The 20236-nt window shown below is 40.2% G+C and carries 18 protein-coding genes and 1 other annotated feature; all 18 genes read right to left on the bottom strand.

Annotated features, from left to right (window positions below; genetic code table 11):
• Positions 1–4 precede the first annotated feature (4 nt).
• Positions 5–1315 (bottom strand): GTPase ObgE, encoded by a 1311-nt coding sequence (gene obgE, locus N8M95_RS01785; protein ID WP_000061647.1) that lies wholly within the window; start codon positions 1313–1315, stop codon positions 5–7.
• 64 nt (positions 1316–1379) lie between these two features.
• The gene (locus tag N8M95_RS01790; RefSeq protein ID WP_000863852.1) at positions 1380–1514 is read right to left on the bottom strand and encodes a DUF4044 domain-containing protein; all 135 of its coding nucleotides are present in this window, start codon (positions 1512–1514) and stop codon (positions 1380–1382) included.
• A 58-nt stretch (positions 1515–1572) separates the two neighbouring features.
• Positions 1573–1749: a PspC domain-containing protein gene (locus tag N8M95_RS01795; RefSeq protein WP_261014542.1), complete on the bottom strand. Its 177-nt coding sequence runs from the start codon at positions 1747–1749 to the stop codon at positions 1573–1575.
• 29 nt (positions 1750–1778) lie between these two features.
• The gene (locus N8M95_RS01800; RefSeq protein WP_247927811.1) at positions 1779–3104 is read right to left on the bottom strand and encodes a glycosyltransferase family 4 protein; all 1326 of its coding nucleotides are present in this window, start codon (positions 3102–3104) and stop codon (positions 1779–1781) included.
• Between the two features lie 15 nt (positions 3105–3119).
• Positions 3120–4163 carry an alpha-galactosylglucosyldiacylglycerol synthase gene (gene cpoA / locus N8M95_RS01805; RefSeq protein ID WP_261014401.1) on the bottom strand — a complete coding sequence of 348 codons (1044 nt, stop codon included), beginning with the start codon at positions 4161–4163 and terminating at the stop codon, positions 3120–3122.
• A 115-nt stretch (positions 4164–4278) separates the two neighbouring features.
• Positions 4279–4608 carry a metal-sulfur cluster assembly factor gene (locus tag N8M95_RS01810; RefSeq protein WP_125443821.1) on the bottom strand — a complete coding sequence of 110 codons (330 nt, stop codon included), beginning with the start codon at positions 4606–4608 and terminating at the stop codon, positions 4279–4281.
• 14 nt (positions 4609–4622) lie between these two features.
• A complete protein-coding gene (rpoD, locus tag N8M95_RS01815) occupies positions 4623–5732 on the bottom strand; it encodes an RNA polymerase sigma factor RpoD (RefSeq protein ID WP_000201903.1) in 1110 nt (369 codons plus the stop codon).
• A 2-nt stretch (positions 5733–5734) separates the two neighbouring features.
• The gene (dnaG, locus tag N8M95_RS01820; protein WP_261081625.1) at positions 5735–7495 is read right to left on the bottom strand and encodes a DNA primase; all 1761 of its coding nucleotides are present in this window, start codon (positions 7493–7495) and stop codon (positions 5735–5737) included.
• A gap of 89 nt (positions 7496–7584) precedes the next feature.
• On the bottom strand, positions 7585–8343 hold the full coding sequence (locus N8M95_RS01825; protein ID WP_020901797.1) for an ABC transporter ATP-binding protein: 759 nt from the start codon (positions 8341–8343) through the stop codon (positions 7585–7587).
• Complete coding sequence (locus tag N8M95_RS01830; RefSeq protein ID WP_084863531.1) at positions 8340–9206, bottom strand: ABC transporter permease; 867 nt, start codon at positions 9204–9206, stop codon at positions 8340–8342. Before N8M95_RS01830 ends, N8M95_RS01825 begins: the two co-directional genes overlap by 4 nt.
• A 75-nt stretch (positions 9207–9281) precedes the next feature.
• Complete coding sequence (gene trpX / locus N8M95_RS01835) at positions 9282–10277, bottom strand: tryptophan ABC transporter substrate-binding protein (protein ID WP_153198852.1); 996 nt, start codon at positions 10275–10277, stop codon at positions 9282–9284.
• Between the two features lie 110 nt (positions 10278–10387).
• Positions 10388–10605 (bottom strand) — a binding site (T-box leader).
• A 96-nt stretch (positions 10606–10701) separates the two neighbouring features.
• Complete coding sequence (gene ppc / locus N8M95_RS01840; protein ID WP_261116487.1) at positions 10702–13398, bottom strand: phosphoenolpyruvate carboxylase; 2697 nt, start codon at positions 13396–13398, stop codon at positions 10702–10704.
• 24 nt (positions 13399–13422) lie between these two features.
• The gene (gene ftsW / locus N8M95_RS01845; protein WP_203180642.1) at positions 13423–14646 is read right to left on the bottom strand and encodes a cell division peptidoglycan polymerase FtsW; all 1224 of its coding nucleotides are present in this window, start codon (positions 14644–14646) and stop codon (positions 13423–13425) included.
• 160 nt (positions 14647–14806) lie between these two features.
• Positions 14807–15745 (bottom strand): peptidylprolyl isomerase PrsA, encoded by a 939-nt coding sequence (gene prsA / locus N8M95_RS01850; RefSeq protein WP_020901794.1) that lies wholly within the window; start codon positions 15743–15745, stop codon positions 14807–14809.
• 66 nt (positions 15746–15811) lie between these two features.
• A complete protein-coding gene (locus N8M95_RS01855; protein WP_031237631.1) occupies positions 15812–16525 on the bottom strand; it encodes an O-methyltransferase in 714 nt (237 codons plus the stop codon).
• Between the two features lies 1 nt (position 16526).
• Positions 16527–18329 (bottom strand): oligoendopeptidase F, encoded by a 1803-nt coding sequence (gene pepF, locus N8M95_RS01860; RefSeq protein WP_261116488.1) that lies wholly within the window; start codon positions 18327–18329, stop codon positions 16527–16529.
• An 18-nt stretch (positions 18330–18347) separates the two neighbouring features.
• Complete coding sequence (locus N8M95_RS01865) at positions 18348–19301, bottom strand: competence protein CoiA (RefSeq protein ID WP_261116489.1); 954 nt, start codon at positions 19299–19301, stop codon at positions 18348–18350.
• A gap of 69 nt (positions 19302–19370) precedes the next feature.
• Positions 19371–20231, bottom strand: coding sequence for an SAM-dependent methyltransferase TehB (gene tehB / locus N8M95_RS01870; protein WP_261116490.1), 861 nt, complete (start codon positions 20229–20231; stop codon positions 19371–19373).
• Positions 20232–20236 lie beyond the last annotated feature (5 nt).

A 20236-nucleotide genomic window follows, 5' to 3' on the forward strand; every position in this document is an offset into this window, starting at 1 on the left:
TCTCCTAGTCTACAAATTCAAACTCAAATTTACCAATGCGGACCAAATCCCCATCTTTAGCACCACGCGCACGAAGGGCTTCATCAACCCCCATACCACGAAGCTGGCGAGCAAATTTCATGACTGATTCGTCACGATCAAAGTTGGTCATATTAAAGAGTTTCATGAGTTTTTCACCAGAAAGTACCCATGTTGCATCGTCATCACGACTAATTTCAAAGGCTTTTTCTTCCTCATCAAATCCATAGTAGGCTTCTTCTTCCATATCTGACTCGTCGTAGAGCAAGAATTCTGGTGTCTTGTCTAGCAATTCAGCTGTAGCATCCAAAAGCGTAGCCAAACCTTGCTTGGTCAATCCAGAAATTGGGAAAATAGCTGGTAACTCTTCAAATTCATCGTAGTTTTCAGCCAATTTTTTCTTGAATTCTACAAGATTTTCCTGACTCTCAGGCATATCCATCTTATTGGCTACGATAATCTGTGGACGCTCCATCAAACGGAGATTGTATGACTCTAGCTCTTTATTGATAGCAAGATAATCCTCATATGGATCACGCCCTTCACTAGCTGACATATCAATGATGTGAAGGATGACACGTGTACGCTCGATGTGACGGAGGAACTGAGTTCCCAGACCGACTCCCTGACTAGCTCCTTCAATCAAACCTGGTAGATCAGCTACTGCAAAGGATTCACCTGATTGGGTACGAACCATTCCTAGATTTGGCACAATTGTCGTAAAGTGGTAGGCACCAATTTTAGGCTTAGCTGAGGTGATAACACTTAAAAGTGTTGATTTCCCAACAGAGGGGAAGCCTACTAAACCAACATCTGCCAAGATTTTTAATTCCAATTGTAACTCACGTTCCTGACCTGGTTCTCCATTTTCAGAGATTTCCGGTGCAGGATTTTTTGGTGTTGCAAAGCGGATATTTCCACGTCCACCACGACCACCGTGGGCAACGATAAATTCTTGACCGTGTTCAATCAAATCTGTCAAGACCTTGCCTGTCTCAGCATCACGCACAGTCGTACCTTGTGGTACTCGAACTCTAAGGTCCTCAGCACCACGACCATGCATCCCTTTGGTCATTCCTTTCTCACCAGAATCAGCCTTGAAATGGCGATTATAGCGGAAATCCATGAGAGTACGTAGACCTTCGTCTACAACGAAGACTACATTACCTCCACGACCACCGTCACCACCCCAAGGACCGCCATTAGGGACATATTTTTCACGGCGAAAGGCAACCATACCATCGCCACCATTACCAGCCTTGACCTTGATCTTGGCTGTATCTAAAAACATACTCATTTTTTTCTTCTCACTTTAAAAAAGGGCTGGGAAATCCCAGTCACAAAATTTTCTTGAATCTATTTTATAGATTACTGAGGGCACCAATTGCAGTTGCAAAAATACCCAAAATACTTGCTACTAACATGATAAGTACGATAAGCAAGGTTAATTTCTCAAACATAGTTTTTTTACGTTTTCCATTATCTCCAAATGCCATTTTTATCTCCTTCGTTACATTCTATTTTCTATTATCTTAGCATGAATTCAGCTAGTTTTCAATAGTCACTTGCTACCGGCGCAATAATCCATAAAATGATATAAGCTACAATTCCCGCTCCGTAACAGCAAGCAAGGACACCCCAAATGACTCGAACGATAGTTGGATCCATATCTAGATAATGAGCCACTCCGGCACAAACACCAGCAATTTTTTGATCACTACCACTTCTCATCAATTGTTTTTTCATAGCTATTCCTCTTTCTATTCTTCATGGTCTTTCCAATAATCTCTGATGCTGATTAACTGTGTTTTTGAAGCCTTCAGCATGCGTCTAGAGCCTTTTACGGGCACAGCAACCACCTGTTGCGGTAGATACAAAACTGTCTTAAAGATACGCTGAGTGACCGTATCATCTTTGGCTAAATCTTTCTGGAAATTATTTGAAATAATAGCATCAAGATAAAACTCATGCACCCGTTTTCCAAAATTCTCAGCTGAAATCTCATATAATTTCTCTGATAAGGTATGCTCATCCATATCTGGCGTTGCAATCAGGGCCTCCAGAATAGCTCCAGCCAAATCATGTTCACCATAATACAAGGTTCCAAACATTTTATCACTGATAAGATTGTCCAGATAAGGATTTCCATGTGCAATGACAGGCGTCCCACTAGCCAAACTTTCCAAGTAGGTCAAGCCTTGGGTTTCACTTGTCGATGCCGAGATGAAGAAATCTGCCGCCTTATAGTAAAGAGCGGTCTCACTAGGAGCAATCATCCCTGTAAAGACAACGGAGTCTTGAATCTCTAGTTTCTGGGCTTGCTCTTTGAGGTCATTCAGATAAGGGCCATCCCCAGCAACTACCAGTTTAACCTTGTCTTCCTCTTTCAGAACATCAGCAAAGGCTGCTAATACTGCTTGAATATTTTTTTCATAGGAAATTCTGGAAAGACTCAGCAACATCTGTTCATCAGCTTGAATCCCTAGTTTACTACGTAGTTCTTTCAGATTTTCTTGCTTGATTTCTGGACGTTCAAACTTGGCTAATTCAATCCCAGTAGGAATGACACGTTTTTCGACCTTGACCTTATAGTCAGATAGCAAGTCACGGACAATCTCACTAGGACAAATGACTCCATCTACATCATGTAAAAAACCTCTAACCAAATACTTGACCATACTAGGACGAATCAACATCCCCTTGGCAATATAATGCACATAGTCTTCGTATTGGGTGTGATAGGTATGGATGACTGGAATCTTCAATTCACGCGCAATCCAAATCCCCAACAGGCCAAGAGAAAATTCTGTCTGAGTGTGGATAATATCCAGTTGATATTGTTTAGCAATTTCAAGCGCCTTGCTGAAACCTCGATAGGCAAAGCGGCGATCCTTAAAAGCAAAGAAAGGAACACTTGGAATGCGGATAATTTGCCAATCTTCGTAGCGATTGACATCCTTATCTGTCGTCGTAAAGATAAAAACAGCGTGCCCCTGCTTTTCAAGTTCGGTTTTCAAGGTTCGAATACTGGTCGCAACACCTGAAACCTGAGGAAAATAGGTATCTGTAAATAAACCAATTCGCATAGATTACCTCACTTTTTACTTTCTCCCTAAAGCGGCTTGTTTCTCATAAAAGTCCAACCAGATTTGTAACAGATGCTCTTCAGAATACTCTCTAGAAATATTCTTAGCTTTTTCTTTCAAATCTTTTAAAGCAGCAGGATTCGCTTGATATTCCAGAATAGCTTCTTTCATCTCTTCTCTGTCTGCTGTAGCCCGATAATCTCCCTCCAAAATTACCTTATAAAGATCTAAATCACGCAACATAATCGGAGCTTCACAACTGGCAGCCTCTAAAATCGTCATCGGAAAGAGCTCATTATAACTAGGAAGCAAGAAAAGATTCGCTAGGGCATACAATTCTCGCATCCGCTCTGGCGATACAATACCTGGAAAAATCAAATTTTTAGGGGGATTTTCCATGATTTTCTTGTAGCGTTCATAACCATCTGTCATACCACCAAAAGAGAAACCACCGGCCCAGATAAAGGTAATTTGCGGCAATTCCTCAGCCAGACGGATAAAATCGTCAATCCCTTTGCGTTTCTGAACTTGACCAGCACCTACTACGATAAACTGATTGTCACTAAGACCTAGCTCTGTACGCAGTCTCGCTACCTCTTCCTGTGGAAGCGGATGCCATTTTTCCTTGTTGACAAAGTTAGGGATATAGGTCACTTTTTCACGTGGAATACCAGCTGCCACTAAATCCTCAATAAACATAGGATTGACCACCACCAAGTGCTCCATCCGGTTGTAAAAAGAAAATACATAGCGTTTCACAATTCCCTTTATGAAAAATGGAATTTTCAAACTCCCCTCGAGTGTATCAGGTAAGAAATGCACATAGCCAATTTTCCTTCCTGATCGTTTCTTCTGGAATGTTGATAAATAATAGGGGAGATCAATTGTATGAAAGTGAGTCACATCTGCCTCTATTGGAAGATTTTCTGTAACAATCAATTGGTCCTTGGCATCACGGTGAAGAAGACGAACTAATTCACGGTAAGCACCTGAAACTCCTTGTCCTGCTACTTTCTCACTTGAACTCAACATATTGATGCGTAATTTCTTTTTTTCCATAACTACTATTATATCATTTTCTTTGAATAAAATCAGCAAAAGAAAGGAGAGACTAGAGGAAAAGAGGGGGAAATTTCCTCGCTTTTCCAATAATCTCTCACATGTTTTTATTTGTTTACTTAATGCCTAGGGCAATACGTGCATAGCGACTCATTTTTTCAACAGTCCAGGCTGGATACCAAACTAATTTGACCTCAGTATCCGTTACTTCTGGTACCTCTGTCATGGCATCATAAATCTGGTCCGTCAAAAGGTCTGCTAGGGGACAACCCATAGTGGTCAAAGTCATATCAATCTCTGTTTGACCTGTATCTCCATCAAAACGAATTTCATAGATCAAGCCAAGATTGACAATATCGATTCCCAACTCAGGGTCGATAACTTCTTCCAAAGCTGTTAAAATCCGTGTTTTGATGTTTTCAATTTGCTCTTCTGTATAAGTCATATTCATCCTCACTCTTAGTCTTCAATAAAATCACGAAGCGGTTTGCTGCGACTTGGTTGACGTAGTTTTCTCAAAGCCTTAGCTTCAATCTGACGGATACGCTCGCGAGTCACGTTAAAGACTTTACCCACATCTTCAAGGGTACGCATTTTACCATCATCTAGTCCGAAGCGCAAGCGCAAGACGTTTTCTTCACGGTCTGTAAGAGTATCCAAGACCTCATCCAACTGCTCACGCAAGACAATACGAGTTGTATAGTCCACTGGATTTTCAATCACTTCATCTTCGATAAAGTCCCCAAGGTGACTATCATCCTCTTCACCGATTGGTGTTTCAAGGGATACCGGTTCTTGAGCAATCTTCAAGATTTCACGAACCTTATCAGGTGTCATATCCATACGTTCAGCGATTTGTTCTGGTGTCGGATCTTGTCCCAATTCTTGAAGAAGGTTACGCTGTTCACGAACAAGCTTGTTAATCGTTTCAACCATGTGGACTGGGATACGAATAGTACGAGCTTGATCCGCAATAGCACGAGTGATAGCCTGACGAATCCACCAAGTTGCGTAAGTTGAAAACTTGAACCCTTTAGAATAGTCAAACTTGTCAACCGCCTTCATCAAGCCCATGTTCCCTTCTTGAATCAAGTCAAGGAACTGCATACCACGGCCGACATAGCGTTTGGCAATAGAAACAACCAAACGAAGGTTGGCTTCCGCAAGACGTTGTTTGGCTTCGATATCACCAGCTTCAACAGCTAGTGCCAATTCTTTTTCCTCTTCATTGGTCAAGAGAGGTACGACCCCGATTTCTTTCAAGTACATACGGACAGGGTCATTAACCTTAGCCGAAGTTGAACCAATCAAGTCCTCATCACTGAGTTCTGGCTCTTCTTCAGTGCTAAGAACACGCGCACTTGGATTTCCTTCGTTATCTGTGATAGAAATCCCTGCATCCTGAATTCGTTGCAAGAGATCTTCAATCCCATCAGCATCCAAGGTAAAAGGAATCACCAGACTTGCATTAATTTCATCATCAGTTGCTGTCCCTTTTTGTTTATGATTACGGATAAATTCTGCTACTTGTACATCAAATGTTGTTACTTCTTTTTGTTTTGTTGCCATTATTACTCCATTCTTCTCTTTTGGGAAATTAAACGTTCCAATTCTTCTAGGGCTGTGTCTGTATCTCCTACATGGCTCGCTTCCTGCACCTTCTTTTTGATTCTCATATTGTCCTGATTCAAGAGAGCCTTGTTTCGAGTCATTTCTACTTCACTAAGTTCCTGAGGTGACATCTCAGCAGGCAAATCCTGAGCTAAGACTTGGTACCAAGCTCTTTCAACTTCATCTGTCTGTTCTGCTAAAACTTCCGGAGGAAGATTTCCATACTGGCCAAGCAAGTCATATAAGACCTGAAATTCAGGTGTGTCAAATGCAAAGTCTTCCCTTAAACGGTAATCGTTCAAAACAAGAGGAGATTCCATCATTCGATAAAGTAGATGAGCTTCTGCTCTCATAATAGCTGATAACTGCTTGGTGACAGGCATAGTGATTGACGTCGGTCTGGAAATACCTTCCATGCGATTCTGCCTTTGTGCCTGACGACTCTCATTAACAATCTGCTCAATCTGGGCATAATCAAAGGACGCCAGACTGTCAGCTAAAATATGTATATAGCTGTTTTGAGCAGTAATAGATTTTTCTTGAACAATCAAGGGAGCTATTTTTTCAATAAACTCAATCTGAGCCTGCAAATTTTCACTATTTTCAGGTTTGTACTGGTGAATGTAAAACTCAATCGGACTAATACGAGTTTTCGTTAATAGATAGGCCAAGTCTTCTGGACCATTTTTTTGTAGATATTCATCAGGATCCAAGTTATCAGGCATGCTTACGATTTGCACAGGCATATCACCAATTTCGTCCAGCGCTTTCAATGTCGCAGCTTGCCCAGCCTTATCGCCATCGTAAACAAGAACTAACTTCTTGGTTAACCTTTTCAGATGCTCAACATGCTCACGACTCAAGGCCGTTCCCATAGATGCCACAGCGTTTTCGATTCCAGCCCGATAGGCTGCGATGACATCCATGAACCCTTCCATGAGGTAAATCTCACTGGCTTTTCCAGAAGATTTTTTTGCCCTATCCATATGATATAATTCGTAACTTTTGTTAAAAATTGCAGTCGATCGGCTATTTTTATACTTAGAAGTTTGTGAATCCGTTTTCTGCCAGATACGACCTGAGAAGGCAATGACCTTTCCCTGGTCATTTGTCAGGGGAAACATAATCCGATTGTGAAAGGTGTCTACAAATTGATTGGCATCCGAGAGATAAAACAGTCCCGAATCCAAGAAATCCTCTTCACGATACTGATCAGACAAACGTTGATAGAGATAGTTTCGTTCTGGAGGTGCTAAACCAATCCGAAAATGCTTGAGCACTTCATCTGTCAAACCACGCTGATAAAGGTAGTTTCTGGCCTCTTCCCCCATGGTCGTTGTCATCAGAATAGCATGATAAAATTTGACAGCATCTTCGTGCATATCATAAAGAGCTTGGTGGGGTGAAGCTGGCTTCTGCTCACTATAAAGCGGTTTTTCTACCTCTATCCCAACACGCTGACCTAAGATTTGGACAGCCTCCATAAAGGGAACCCCTTGGTACTCCTCAATGAATTTAAAGACATCACCTGAGCGCCCACAACCAAAACAGTGGTAAAACTGCTTGTCCTCTACAACGTTGAAAGAAGGTGTTTTTTCACCATGAAAAGGACAGAGCCCTAGATAGTTCCGTCCTGCCTTTTGTAAAGAAATCACATCTCCTATGACTTCCACAATGTTGGCATTGTTTTTGATTTCTTCAATGACTTGTTTGTCAACCATACACAATACCTCCATGTTATCATAGTTTACTTTATATAGTATACTTTATTTCAGAAAAAAAGTAAACCATTTCACTCATTTTCCCTACTTTATTCAAAGAGTTGATAATAATCAGAGATTTTCATTTTTGCTTTTTCTTCTTGGTTCAAATCTTGGATAATTCGTCCTTCTTTCATGACAATTAAACGATTGCCATATTTGAGAGCATCTTCCATATGGTGGGTAATCATAAGCGCTGTCAGCTGATCTTTCTTGACAAATTCATCCGTCAATTCCATCAAGGCCACACTGGTCTTTGGATCAAGGGCTGCAGTATGCTCGTCTAACAAGAGTAATTCAGGACGCTTCAAGGTTGCCATTAAGAGACTCAAGGCCTGTCTTTGACCACCTGATAAGAACTCAATCGGTGTATTCAAGTGTTTCTCAAGACCATTTCCTACTTTTTCAATGGTCGCTTGAAATTCATCCTTGTAGCTAGCCAGTCGTCTCGGAAACAGTCCTCGTTTTTCACCACGAAACTTGGCAATCAAAAGATTTTCAGCGACCGTCATACGGGGAGCTGTCCCCATCTTAGGATCTTGGAAGACACGAGACAGATACTTAGCCCGCTTCTCTGGTGAAAACTTGGTAACATCTTCACCTAAAATACGGATGGTTCCACTGGTTAATGACAAGGTTCCTGCAATAGTGTTAAAGAGAGTTGATTTCCCAGCACCATTTCCACCTAAAATCGTGATAAAATCCTGTTCAAAAATTTCTAAGGAAACATCATTTAAAATAATCTTTTCTTCATCAAAGCCATTTTTAACGACTTTGGTTGCATTTTTTAATTCTACAATTGCTGTCATTTACTTAACTTGGCTCCTTTCAAGATTGTTTGCTTAAATGTTGGAATCATGAGGCAGACTGCTAAAATCAAGGCACTGTATAAACGAAGGTAACTTGTATTAAAGCCAAGAGCGATAACTGCCCACACTAAGAATTGATAGGCGATAGAACCCACAACGATGGCAACCAGACGCTCTGCCAAGCTCAAACTCTTGAAAATAACTTCTCCAATTATCAAACTTGCAAGCCCCACAACGATAACTCCAATTCCTCGAGATACATCAGCATAGCCTTCTTGCTGCGCAATGAGAGCTCCTGCAAGGGCAATCACACCATTTGATAAAACCAAGCCCATAAGCTCCATGCGTCCAGTATGAATCCCGAAACTTCTAGCCATATCAGGATTGTCACCTGTAGCAATATAGGCTTGTCCGAGTTTAGTGTCCAAGAAAAAGAGCATGAGAGCAATAACAAGACTGACAAAGATAAGACCTGTCAAGAGTTGATTCAAATCCGAATCAAAAGGCAAAACATCCTGAATTTGCTTGGTTCCAAGCAGGCCTAAATTCGCACGTCCCATAATTAAGAGCATGATAGAGTGACAGGAAGTCATCACCAAAATCCCTGAGAGCAAGGTTGGGATCTTCCCTTTTGTATAAAGAAGGCCTGCTGCCATTCCAGCCAAACAACCTGCTCCTACAGCAACAAGAGTCGCTAAAAATGGGTTCACGCCTTTGGTTATCAAAGTGACAGCAACAGCTCCCCCAAGAGGGAAGGAACCTTCTGTCGTCATATCTGGAAAGTTTAAAATCCTAAATGTCATAAAGATTCCCAGACCTAAAATAGCCCAGACAAATCCTTGAGAAATAATAGATAATATCATCTGTTTCTTAACCTTTTCTATATGATTTCTATTGTAAAAAATTGGAGGAGATGTCCCCAACTCCTCCATTACAGATTATTCAATCACTTGTCCTGCTTCTTTTAGAACAGATTCAGGAATCGTAATACCTAATTCTTGTGCCAATTTTTTGTTAATCACTGACTTACCAGTTGAAAAGACATTAACTGGAGTATCAGCTGGTTTTGCACCTTTCAAGACTTGCGCAATCATTTTACCTGTTGCCACACCAAGGTCATGTTGGTCAACTACAACTGATGCCAAACCACCAGCTTCTACCATGGCAGTTGCGCTTGGATAGATTGGTTTTTTAGCTGATTGATTGCTTGAAATAACTGTTGAAAATGCAGATGCGATTGTGTTATCGATTGGAACCCAGATAGCATCAACCTTGCTAGTCATAACGTTAACTGTTGAAGCAATTTCATTTGTTGAAGGAACAGCAAATGTTTCGACTGTCAAACCTGCTTTTTCAGCATAAGCCTTAAATTCTTCTACCTGTGTTTTTGAATTGTCTTCGCTGCTTGAGTAAAGGGCTCCGATTGTTTTCACATTTGGTGTCAAAGCTTTGATGAGTTCAACTTGTTGTTGAGCTGGGTTGTGGTCAGATACCCCTGTAATGTTGCCACCTGGTTTTTTCAAATCTTTGACCAAGTTAGCTCCGATTGGGTCTGTAATAGCGGCCATGATAACCGGTAGGTCTTTTGTGGCACTAGCCAAGCCTTGAGCAGCTGGTGTTGCAATACCAACCACAAGGTCATTCCCATTTGCAACCAACTGTTTGCTCATTGTTGCAACCTTACTTTGGTCACCTTCTGAGTTCATAAAGTCAATTTTCAACTGATCATCTTTATAGCCTTCTTCTGCCAGTCCATCTTGAATCCCTTTATAAATCAAATCAAGAGATGGATGGCTCACAAATTGAAGGACACCAACTTTGGCAACTTTCTTTTCATTTTTAGCTTCTGGTTTATTCATTGAAGAGTAAATCAAGCTTCCTGCTACTAAGACTGCTAATGCAGCGATAATTCCAATTAAACGTTTATTTTTCATTCTATTTCTCCTTTTATTCCTTTAAAATACTTCACTTATCTCAACAAGCTACGCCATCGTTTTCTTTCCATACTAACCTCCATCAAAAAAGTCCTCACACAAAAAACTTGTGTGAGGACGTCGATGCGCGGTACCACCTCAATTATAGGGAATTTCCCTATCGCTCTGTCTCGCAATAACGAGATGCACTGTAAGGTGTGCTCACCGAATTTTTATGATTTCAAATTCTAAATACCATTCAGCCCAATTTTCATCATCACACTTATCTGTTTTCAGCTACCACAGACTCTCTAAAAAGTTTATTATGATTACTTTTCTGAATGGTTAAATTATATCATTTTTCAACTACTTGTCAAGACTCTTTTAGCATTTTTTTGAAAGATTCAAAAACTTCCCCTATAGAAAAGAGGAAGTTTGATAGGCATCAGCCTGAATTACGCAATCCTGTTGCAATTCCGTTGATGGTTGTATGGATTAATTTTTCTTGATCGCTTGATAATTCTCCTCGGCGTTGACGTTTAATCAACTCCAACTGGATATAGTTGAGGATATTAAAGTAAGGCATACGGTAATCCAAACTTGCTTTTAGATATGGATTTTCAGCCAAGAGTTCATCGTAACCTTCAATAGCTAAGATGACTTCCTTGGTAACTTGCCATTCATTTAGAATAGTCTCATAGATTGCTTTGACTTCTTCATCCTCACACAGTTTGGCATATTCAAAAGCAATGTTCATATTTGATTTTGACAAGACCATGTCGACATTTGAAAGAAGCGATTGGAAGAAAGGCCAGTTTTGGTACATGTCTCGTAAGATAGCGATATTCTCTGGATTTTTATCGATAAATTCCTTGAAGCTTGAACCAACCCCATACCAGCCAGGGAACATGACGCGACTTTGCGACCATGAGAATACCCAAGGAATAGCTCGCAAACCACCGATTTCAGTAATAGTCTTACGAGCGGCTGGACGAGAACCAATGTTAAAGCTTGAAATAGCCTTGATTGGACTTGACTCGAAGAAATAATCATAGAAATGGTCATTGCCAAAGACCAAATCACGGTAGATATCGTAACTACGGTCCACCACTTGGTCCATAATAGCTTCATAACGATTGGATGTATTGGTATCGCTCTTCTTCTGAGTAATCATACGGTTAATGGCTGCAGATACTAGCATTTCAAGGTTATAGTAGGCTGCGTCTTTATTACCGTATTTATTTCCAATTACTTCACCCTGCTCCGTCAAGCGGATACGATCCTTAATAGACTTGAGCGGTTGAGAGGTGATGGCCTCATAGGTTGGTCCACCACCACGACCGACAGTACCACCACGGCCGTGGAAGAAGGTAACCTTAACGCCAAATTCATCTCCAATAGCAGTCAATTGTTGTTGAGCCTTGTAGAGGGTCCAACATGATGAAAGGTAACCACCATCTTTATTACTATCAGAGTAACCAAGCATGATTTCTTGGTAGTTATTACGTGAAGCAATCCATTTCTTAGCAAGAGGAAGTGAAAGGTACTCTCTCATGGTTTCTTCTGAGTGATCCAAGTCCTCGATTGTTTCAAAGAGAGGAACGATTTGGACACGAGCTCTTTCTTTATCAACTAGCCCTACTTCTTTTAGCAAGATAGCCAATTCCAGCATGTCTGATACGCTGGTTGCATGTGAAATGATGGTCTGACGAATGACATCATCTCCCAACTTATCTTTCAACTTACGAGCGGCCTTAAAGATTGCTAATTCTTTTTCAAGTAACTCTGATTTTTCAACGTGAGTGGCAGAAAGAATACGTGGATCTTCCTCTAATTCTTTCAAGAGAAGCTGGCATTTTTCTTCTTCACTTAGTTCGCTATAATGAGAATGAATACCCGCTGATTTCAAGAGTTCAGCTACACAGGCTTCGTGAACACTAGAATCTTGACGCATGTCAATAGATGCCAAATAGAAACCAAAAATTTCAACTGCCTGAATCAATTCAACAAAATCACCAGAAATCAGTGCTTCACCCTTATTTTCCATGAGGGAATCACGAATGGTAATTAAATCCTTATAAAAATCATTAGCAGTTTCATAGCGAGCTCCAACTTCCTTATCTTCAATCAGATAAGTTTTTGTTGCTTGGATTTTTGATTGAATATCAAATAAGGCACGGCGGTAAAGCTCTTTTTCACGATAGATCGAGTTATCCTTGGATTGACGAGCCATTTCTCTGACTTGCTTGCTCACATTGACAATACTGGTTGAGAGGGAGAATTCACGATAAAGTTGGTAAATCTTTTCATCATAGTAGTTCATGATGACTTCACACTGGGTCATAGCAGATTGTTTTAAGGTATCTGCTGTAACAAAAGGATTACCATCACGGTCTCCACCAATCCACATACCCATGGTAATTGGTTTAGGATGTTTCAAGTCCAAGCCGTGTTTTTTAGCCAGACGCTTGTACTCAGCAGTCAAATGAGGAACTGCCTTCAGGAATGAACTATTGTAGTATTCCATTACATTCGTGATTTCATTGGTTACTTTCAATTTCTTTTCACGAATCATATCTGTCTGCATGATAATCTCAATGTAACGACGGAGATCATTATGCCATTTTTCCTTATTAATCAAGCCTAATTTCACATCACGGTACTTACGCAAGAGGGTATGGATATGGTTAGTCAAATCCAACATACTCTTACGTTGCACTTGTGTTGGATGGGCTGTCAAAACAGGGACAACATTCAAGTGTTCTAGAATTTCAACCGCATTTTCTTTTTCTGCAACCATTTTGATCGTTGCTGATAATTTACCAAGATAATCTTGATCGATATTATTTTGATGGTTGATTTCATAGGCTAAATCCACGTCTTCAGAAATATTAATCAAAAGAGGCAAGATAGAGAAATAGCGTGAAATATAAGCCATTTCATCATTTGTCAGACTAGTAACTAATTGGTTCAAACCTTGATAATCTTCTTGAGTTGACAATTCCTTCAACTGCATGATTTTTTCAAAAGTCTCTGGGGCAAGCATATTTTTAGTGATATCTTCTAACAATTCTGTTAAAATCAATACTTCTTCTTGCACGACAGCTTTATTACTATAGTTTTCTAATTTTTGAAGAGACATAGGTAATCCTTTCCACTCTCAGCTCTACATATAGTTTGATGAGTGAGCTTCTAACTCCTCATATAATTGGGCACGTTTTTCACTTGCATCAATATTTAAGACAAAGGCGATGGCTACAGACAAGACTAGGAGACTGTTCCCTCCTTGTGATAAGAAGGGGAAGGTTACTCCTGTCGAAGGAATAATGCCAGAAATTCCACCGATATTGACAAATACCTGTACCAGCATCATCCCCCCAACCCCAATCGCCATCATAGAATTAAAGGGATTCTTAGCACGAATACCGACTAGGATAATTCGTAAAATCAGGAAAAAGACAAGTGCTAAAATCAAGCTGGCTCCCACAAATCCAAACTCTTCAATAACAATTGAAAATACAAAGTCTGTATGTGCCTCTGGTAAATAACCACGTTTTTCTATTGAATTTCCTAAGCCTAGACCAAACCACCCACCATTTACCATGGCAAAGTAGGAATTTGCAAGTTGGTGGCCTGACCCTGCCAAATCGGCAAAGGGATTAAAGTAGGCACTGAAACGCTTAGCAACGTAACCAAATACTGGAACTTTTGAAAACTTATCAACCCCGATCATAGAGATAGCTGATAAGGATAGGGCTGAAACTCCAAATAATACACCGATAAAGACTATAAACCAACGATGAGCAATTCCACTAACTGTATACATAATCAAGGCGACAAGAACTAGGATGGTAGCATTCCCCAAATCTGGGAAAATAGCTAAACTTCCTATCATTACTAGTAGGACGAAGCGCCAATCATTAAAAGCACGAGGAATCCATTGATTTTGAGTTAAAACTTGAAAATCGTAAATCCCAATTTCATCCTGTTGTTTTGAAAAACGTTGGGCCAAGTACCAGACGATGATAATCTTCAAATACTCCGCAGGCTGAATGGTCAAAGGTCCTACTGAAATCCAACCATAGGCTCCATTGACTGGCGTACCAATTAAGCGAGCCAGAGCCAAAAGAATCAGCTCAACAAACATAACAATAAATAAGAGTCGTTCTTTTCTTAAAAAATTCAGTTTCAGCTTATATATCAAGGCAATCAATATTAAACTAAGTATCCAAAACATTCCCTGACTTCGAACCAATTGGAGGGCGCTTTTACCTTCTTCGATAAGAATGGCACTGGTTGTAGAATAAACTACAATCAAGCCCAAAATAGATAAAAGTAAGTAAGGAACTAGAATAGAATAGTTTAACAGGTGCCTCTTACTAATCTTCATAGTATCACCAATCTAATGAGAACAAAAGAAATTATTCCCAAATTCCGTTTATTTTCTAGTTTTGATTGCTATTATACCATTTTTTCCGAAAGAAAAAAACTCTTACCCTTAAGATAATAGATTTTCTCATAAGAAAAAGAGCACTGGGCTCTTTTTTGTTTTATTCTTTTGAAGAACTACTTGAGCTTGAATCGCCACCACCGATATATTGGGTAAAGATATTTTGGAAGGCTTGGTCTTTAACCTTGATATTGGCTGCTTGCAATTCTTTTCCGACAATACTTTGAACAAATGATGCATCATTTTGTTTTTGAGTCAAGATAACAGTTTTCAATTTTTCTTTGTAGTCATCGATATTAGATGACTTTTCTGTTTTCTTAATGAGTTTTACAATGTAATACTGACTGCTGTATGCTTGAGTACCAGTAGCTGTAATGACATCAGAAATGCCATTAACATCCAAGGCAAAAGCTGCTTTCTTAACTTGATCTGGTACCTCTGTTGAAGCTGAATCAAAAGTGATTTCACCACCGTTAGCTTTGGTTTTCTCATCAGTTGAGTTATCTTTAGCTAATTGAGCGAAATCTGCGCCACTTGCCTTAGCTTTTTCGAGGACTTCTTTCGCTTTATCCTCATTATCAAGACGAATAATTTGAGCAGTTACGTCCGGAGTATAGCTCTCAAACGCTTTCTTATACGCTTCATCAGTTAATTCAGCTTCTGCAGCCTTTTTAACTGCAAATTCAACTAATTTACTTGTACGAATTTGTGCTTTACGTGTTTCAAGAGTCATACCTGATTGTGATAAGACACGTTGGTAATTCTCACCATATTGTTTTTCTTCTCCAGAAATGATATCATCGATTTCTTTGTCATCTACTTCTGAGCCATATTGCTTTTCAAATACTTTTTGAATAGTCAAGTTCAACAAGACTTGTTGGGCCGAAGGATTGATTTTTACTTGCTCATAAAATTGATGTTCAGTGATGACATCCCCTTTCATGCTGATAAGGTCTGCCCCTTCCGAACCTTTCGAACAAGCTGCTAAAGTTGCTACTGATAATAGTGTAATGGCACCTGCCAATAGTTTTTTCTTCATGTCTACTCCTTTGAGATAAGTGTTACCCTATCTATTTTACTATATTTTCTTAAATTATTCTGAAAATCATTCGCTGTCAGGCAATTGAACGTCTGCTACATTTTTACGAAGCATGAGAATGCCGTCCCCCAGAGGTACTAATGTTGCAGTGAGTCCTGGATTGTCTAAGGTTGCATCAAATAGTCTTTGAAGGCCTCGATAAATAGTTCGCTGACCTCGACGGACTTCCATAATATCCTTGGCAACATCACCACCTTGGAAGATATCATCCAAGACAACCACACCACCAAATTCCAAGTGTTTGAGGATTTCTGGCAGAAAGACGATGTATTTAGACTTAGCAGAGTCCATAAAGACGAAATCATAGGACTCTGTCAGTGTAGATAATATATCTACCGCATCTCCCTCTAGAAGCGTGATTTGCTTGCGACTGTCAAACTGGGCAAAATTTTCCTTGGCAAAACCAATCATTTCTGGATTGCGGTCAACGGTTGTAATCTTGGCGTTTGGCGCATGTTCTGCCATCAAGAGGGCTGAAAAACCGATAGCTGTCCCAATTTCCAGAATGTTTTTTGGTTGCATAGTTTCCATGAGAAAACGGAAATAAGCAACCGTTTCATGGGGAATGATGGGAATATTTTCCTTGCGAGCAAAGTCTTCCAGTTCTTTCAAAGAGCCTGTGACTTGCTTTTGACGCTGACGCATCAAGTTCACAATTTCTTCCTTGACGACAGGACGACGCATGTTATGGTTGGCATTTTTACTATACGATTCAACCATCTTATGCCAATCCCAATTTTTCAACAAGGGCTTCAAACTCATTCAAACGACGTTCGAAGACTGCAAAGGCGTCGTTGAGATAGTCTTCCTTCTCCATATCAACACCAGCTTTTCTCATGACATTAAGTGGATAGTCAGACTTACCTGCCTTGAGGTAGTCAATATAGCGGTCACGATCTTCTTGACTACCATGGACAATCTTTTCAGCCAGGGCTGAGGCGGCCGCAAAGCCTGTTGAATATTGGTATACATAGTAGTTATAGTAGAAGTGTGGAATGCGAGCCCACTCGTATTGGATTTCAGGATTGTCTTCCTTACTCAAACCATAATACTCTTGGTTCAAGTCTGCATAGAGTTTATTTAGGAAATCGCTTGTCAAGACTTCACCATTTTGATCTGCTTGGTGAATCGCGTGTTCAAACTCAGCAAATTGAGTTTGGCGGAAAACTGTTCCACGGAAACCATCTAGGAAGTTATTGAGAATAGCAAAGCGAGTTGTGTCATCTTCCACTTCTTCCAATAATTTCTCCGTCAAGATATTTTCATTGGTAGTTGATGCAATCTCAGCCAAGAAGATAGAATAATCTCCGTAAACATAAGGCTGAGTTTCGCGAGTATAGCTTGAGTGCATACTGTGACCTGTTTCATGAACAAGAGTAAAGAGATTGTCCAGATTGTCCTGCCAGTTAAGAAGCATAAAGGCATTGGTATCGTAAGAACCACCAGAGTAGGCTCCTGAACGCTTGCCTTGATTTTCGTAAACATCAATCCAACGCTCGCTGAAGGCACGTTTAACACGACTCAAGTAATCCTCACCCAAGACTGCCAGGGCTTCTTCTGCTTTTTTCAAGGCTTCTTGGTAGGTAAAACTATATTCGACAGACGAAAGCGGTGTGTAGACATCATACATCTTGAGGTCTGAAATCCCCAAAATCTTTGAACGTAGCTCAAGGTAACGATGCAAGAGTGGCAAATGCTTGCGAACTGCTGCTACCAAATTATCATAAACACTTTCTGGAACAAAATTCGCTGCTAGGGCTGCATGACGAGCACTCTTATAGTTGCGAACTTTGGCACGATAGTTTTGCACCTTAACATTGGTTTGCAAGGTTTTGGCATAGGTATGTTGGAATTGTTCATAAGTCGCATAAAGTGCTTGATAAGCACCACGACGCACCTCACGATTTTTAGACTCCATCAAACGTGTGTAAGTCCCATGAGAGAGTTGAACTTCCTTACCATCATCGTCGAGGACATAAGGGAACACAATATCCGCATTGTCCAAGATAGCGAAGGTTTCACTTGCCGAACCAAAGATTTCTCCAGCTCCAGCCAATAATTCTTCTTCGCGTTGTGATAGAACGTGTTCCTTGCCTTGTAAAAGCTTGTCAAAATAGTGTTGATAAACCTGCAATTTTGGTTGAGCCTCTAAAAAGGCAGCATACTGCTCTTCACTAATCTCCATAAATTCAGGCTCATAGAATGAAAAGGCCTGGTCTAGCTGGCTGTAGAGCGTCATGGCCTTGGCATAGTACTCTTGGTACTTAGCTTCACGGGTGTCCTGGTCATTTTTCATATGAGCATAGACGTAAAGCTTCTCCATCTGGCGTTCCATTTCAAGAGAAAATTCAGTAATTTCTAGTAGGCTATCCGCACTATCCAAGAGATGGCCTTCATACTGGGCTACTGTCTCCAATTGTTCTGTTAACTCTTTTAAGGCTTCTTCCCAAGCCTGGTCAGTTGGGTAAATCGTTGATAGATCCCATGTATCTTTTTCATTTATTTCATGTCTTTGTAATACCATTAGATTCCTCCATCTTCTCTATTCTACCATATTTTTCATGAAATATTGATGATAAAAGGCTGGTGGATAGAGCTTTTGCCAATCATTTTGAGGATTTTTTTGATAATAGGTTTGAAAATACTGATAATAGCTGGTCAAATCTTGCTTAATCTGGCAAAACTCACCTACTAGTGGTCGAATTTGTGGATACCATTCTTTCAGCCCATAAGTCAGGATATTATCTCCCTTTTCATAAGCTTCTGCTTGTTCTTTCATCCAAATAGGATTTTGATAATAAAGTTGCTGTCTGATATAGCGACAGATGTTCTTGTCCTGAGAAACTGTAAAACGATATATTTTTTGTTTCTTATAGGGAAGACGTAATATCTCCAGTAGACTATCTTGGCCATAGGGAAATTCCTTAATCTGATAATGGAGTTTACCTCGGAGATCCTGGTGGATGAGATATTTAAGCCTTAAAACCTGTTTTTTCTTGTCTACTTCCCAAATATAAAAGCCCATGTTTTGACTAAAATAGAGAAAACCTTGTTGCAGACGAGTCAAACGCTCCTTGAGCCAAAGTTTTTCTCCTAGCAACCACAGTACTTGGTAACCCTGACTACGATAACCCTCACTACGCTCTTTAAGAAGTTTTTGAGGCAAGGGACTACACTGAACTTCTAGAACTAGATTACGATTTACAAATACATCTGCAATCTGTTTAAGTTCTGGAAGCGGGTATTCTAATTGAACCTCTGTCTCTTTTTTCAACCAGTGATAAAGGGATTCCTTATTTGCCAGGTGTTCTGGACTTTCATTTTCAGAGGAATAATCACAGTCTTTTAAGAATTTATGAGCAAAATGGGTTCGGACACTTGGTCCTTGACGCAAACGGAGCTGACCTCCACAAGCTGGGCAGGTGTATTCTTGCTTCTCAAGCTTGTCTTCTAACACATTTACTAACTCTCCCCTAGCATCTCTCGCAACAAACATGATTTCCCTCCTTTTCTATATTATTCGTAAAAAAGAAAAAAGATCAGGAAATTTCCTAACCTTCAATGTTTATTTAATTTTTTTAGCTAGCATGGTCGCAAAGCGTAGTTGAATACGATTGCCATTCTCATCGCGACGGTGCAAATGGCCTGGATTTTCATTGTACTTAACCAATTCCCAGTCCTTGTAATAGTTCGCTAGTTCGCCTTCTTTAAAAGTAAATGGGAAGTTCACTGAGCAAGGGTAATCTTCCGTATCCATAGCACAAACGATAAGATTGTAGCCACCAACAGTGGTTTTTTCCTGCATATTTTTGATAATTACAGGAATGCGGTCTGCTTGCAAAAACATCAAAACAACTGTCGATACGATGAAATCATACGCTTGCCCAATACTAGCTGAATTGATATCGTAAAGACCGACAGGCATGTCCAGATCTTCCTGTTCCACAATGCTTTGTAAGATTTCAAGGGCCAGTTCATTTTGATCTACAGCTGTCACATCAAAACCTTGTTGGGCTAAAAAGAGAGAATTACGACCCTGACCACAGCCCAAATCCAAGGCTTTCCCTGGTTTTACTGTCTGCATTGCCTCTAGGACCTCTGAATGAACAGGATTGGTATTGTATTTCTTAGGAAAATAATCCTCAGGTTTACAATAAAATTCCAAGTACCACTCTACATCATCTGTTACAGCCTCCACTCGGTGCCAGGCTTGCGGTTGCGCCATGGGATTGTCTGCACCTGCTTTAAAGAGGTGTTCAGCTAGAACTTCTCCTTCTTCACTCAATTCAATAAACTTGAGGGCTCCTTTTATAACAGTAATCTTGCCCCAAGTCCCGACCTTGGTATTGTGTTTCTGCTGGACAGCTTCGGGCATTGGTTGTTTATTCCACAGTGGCATGCGTTTGTAGGCAACTAGTTTTTCCATTTTTA

The organism is Streptococcus mitis (genome assembly GCF_946190325.1).
GTDB lineage: Bacteria > Bacillota > Bacilli > Lactobacillales > Streptococcaceae > Streptococcus > Streptococcus mitis_CF.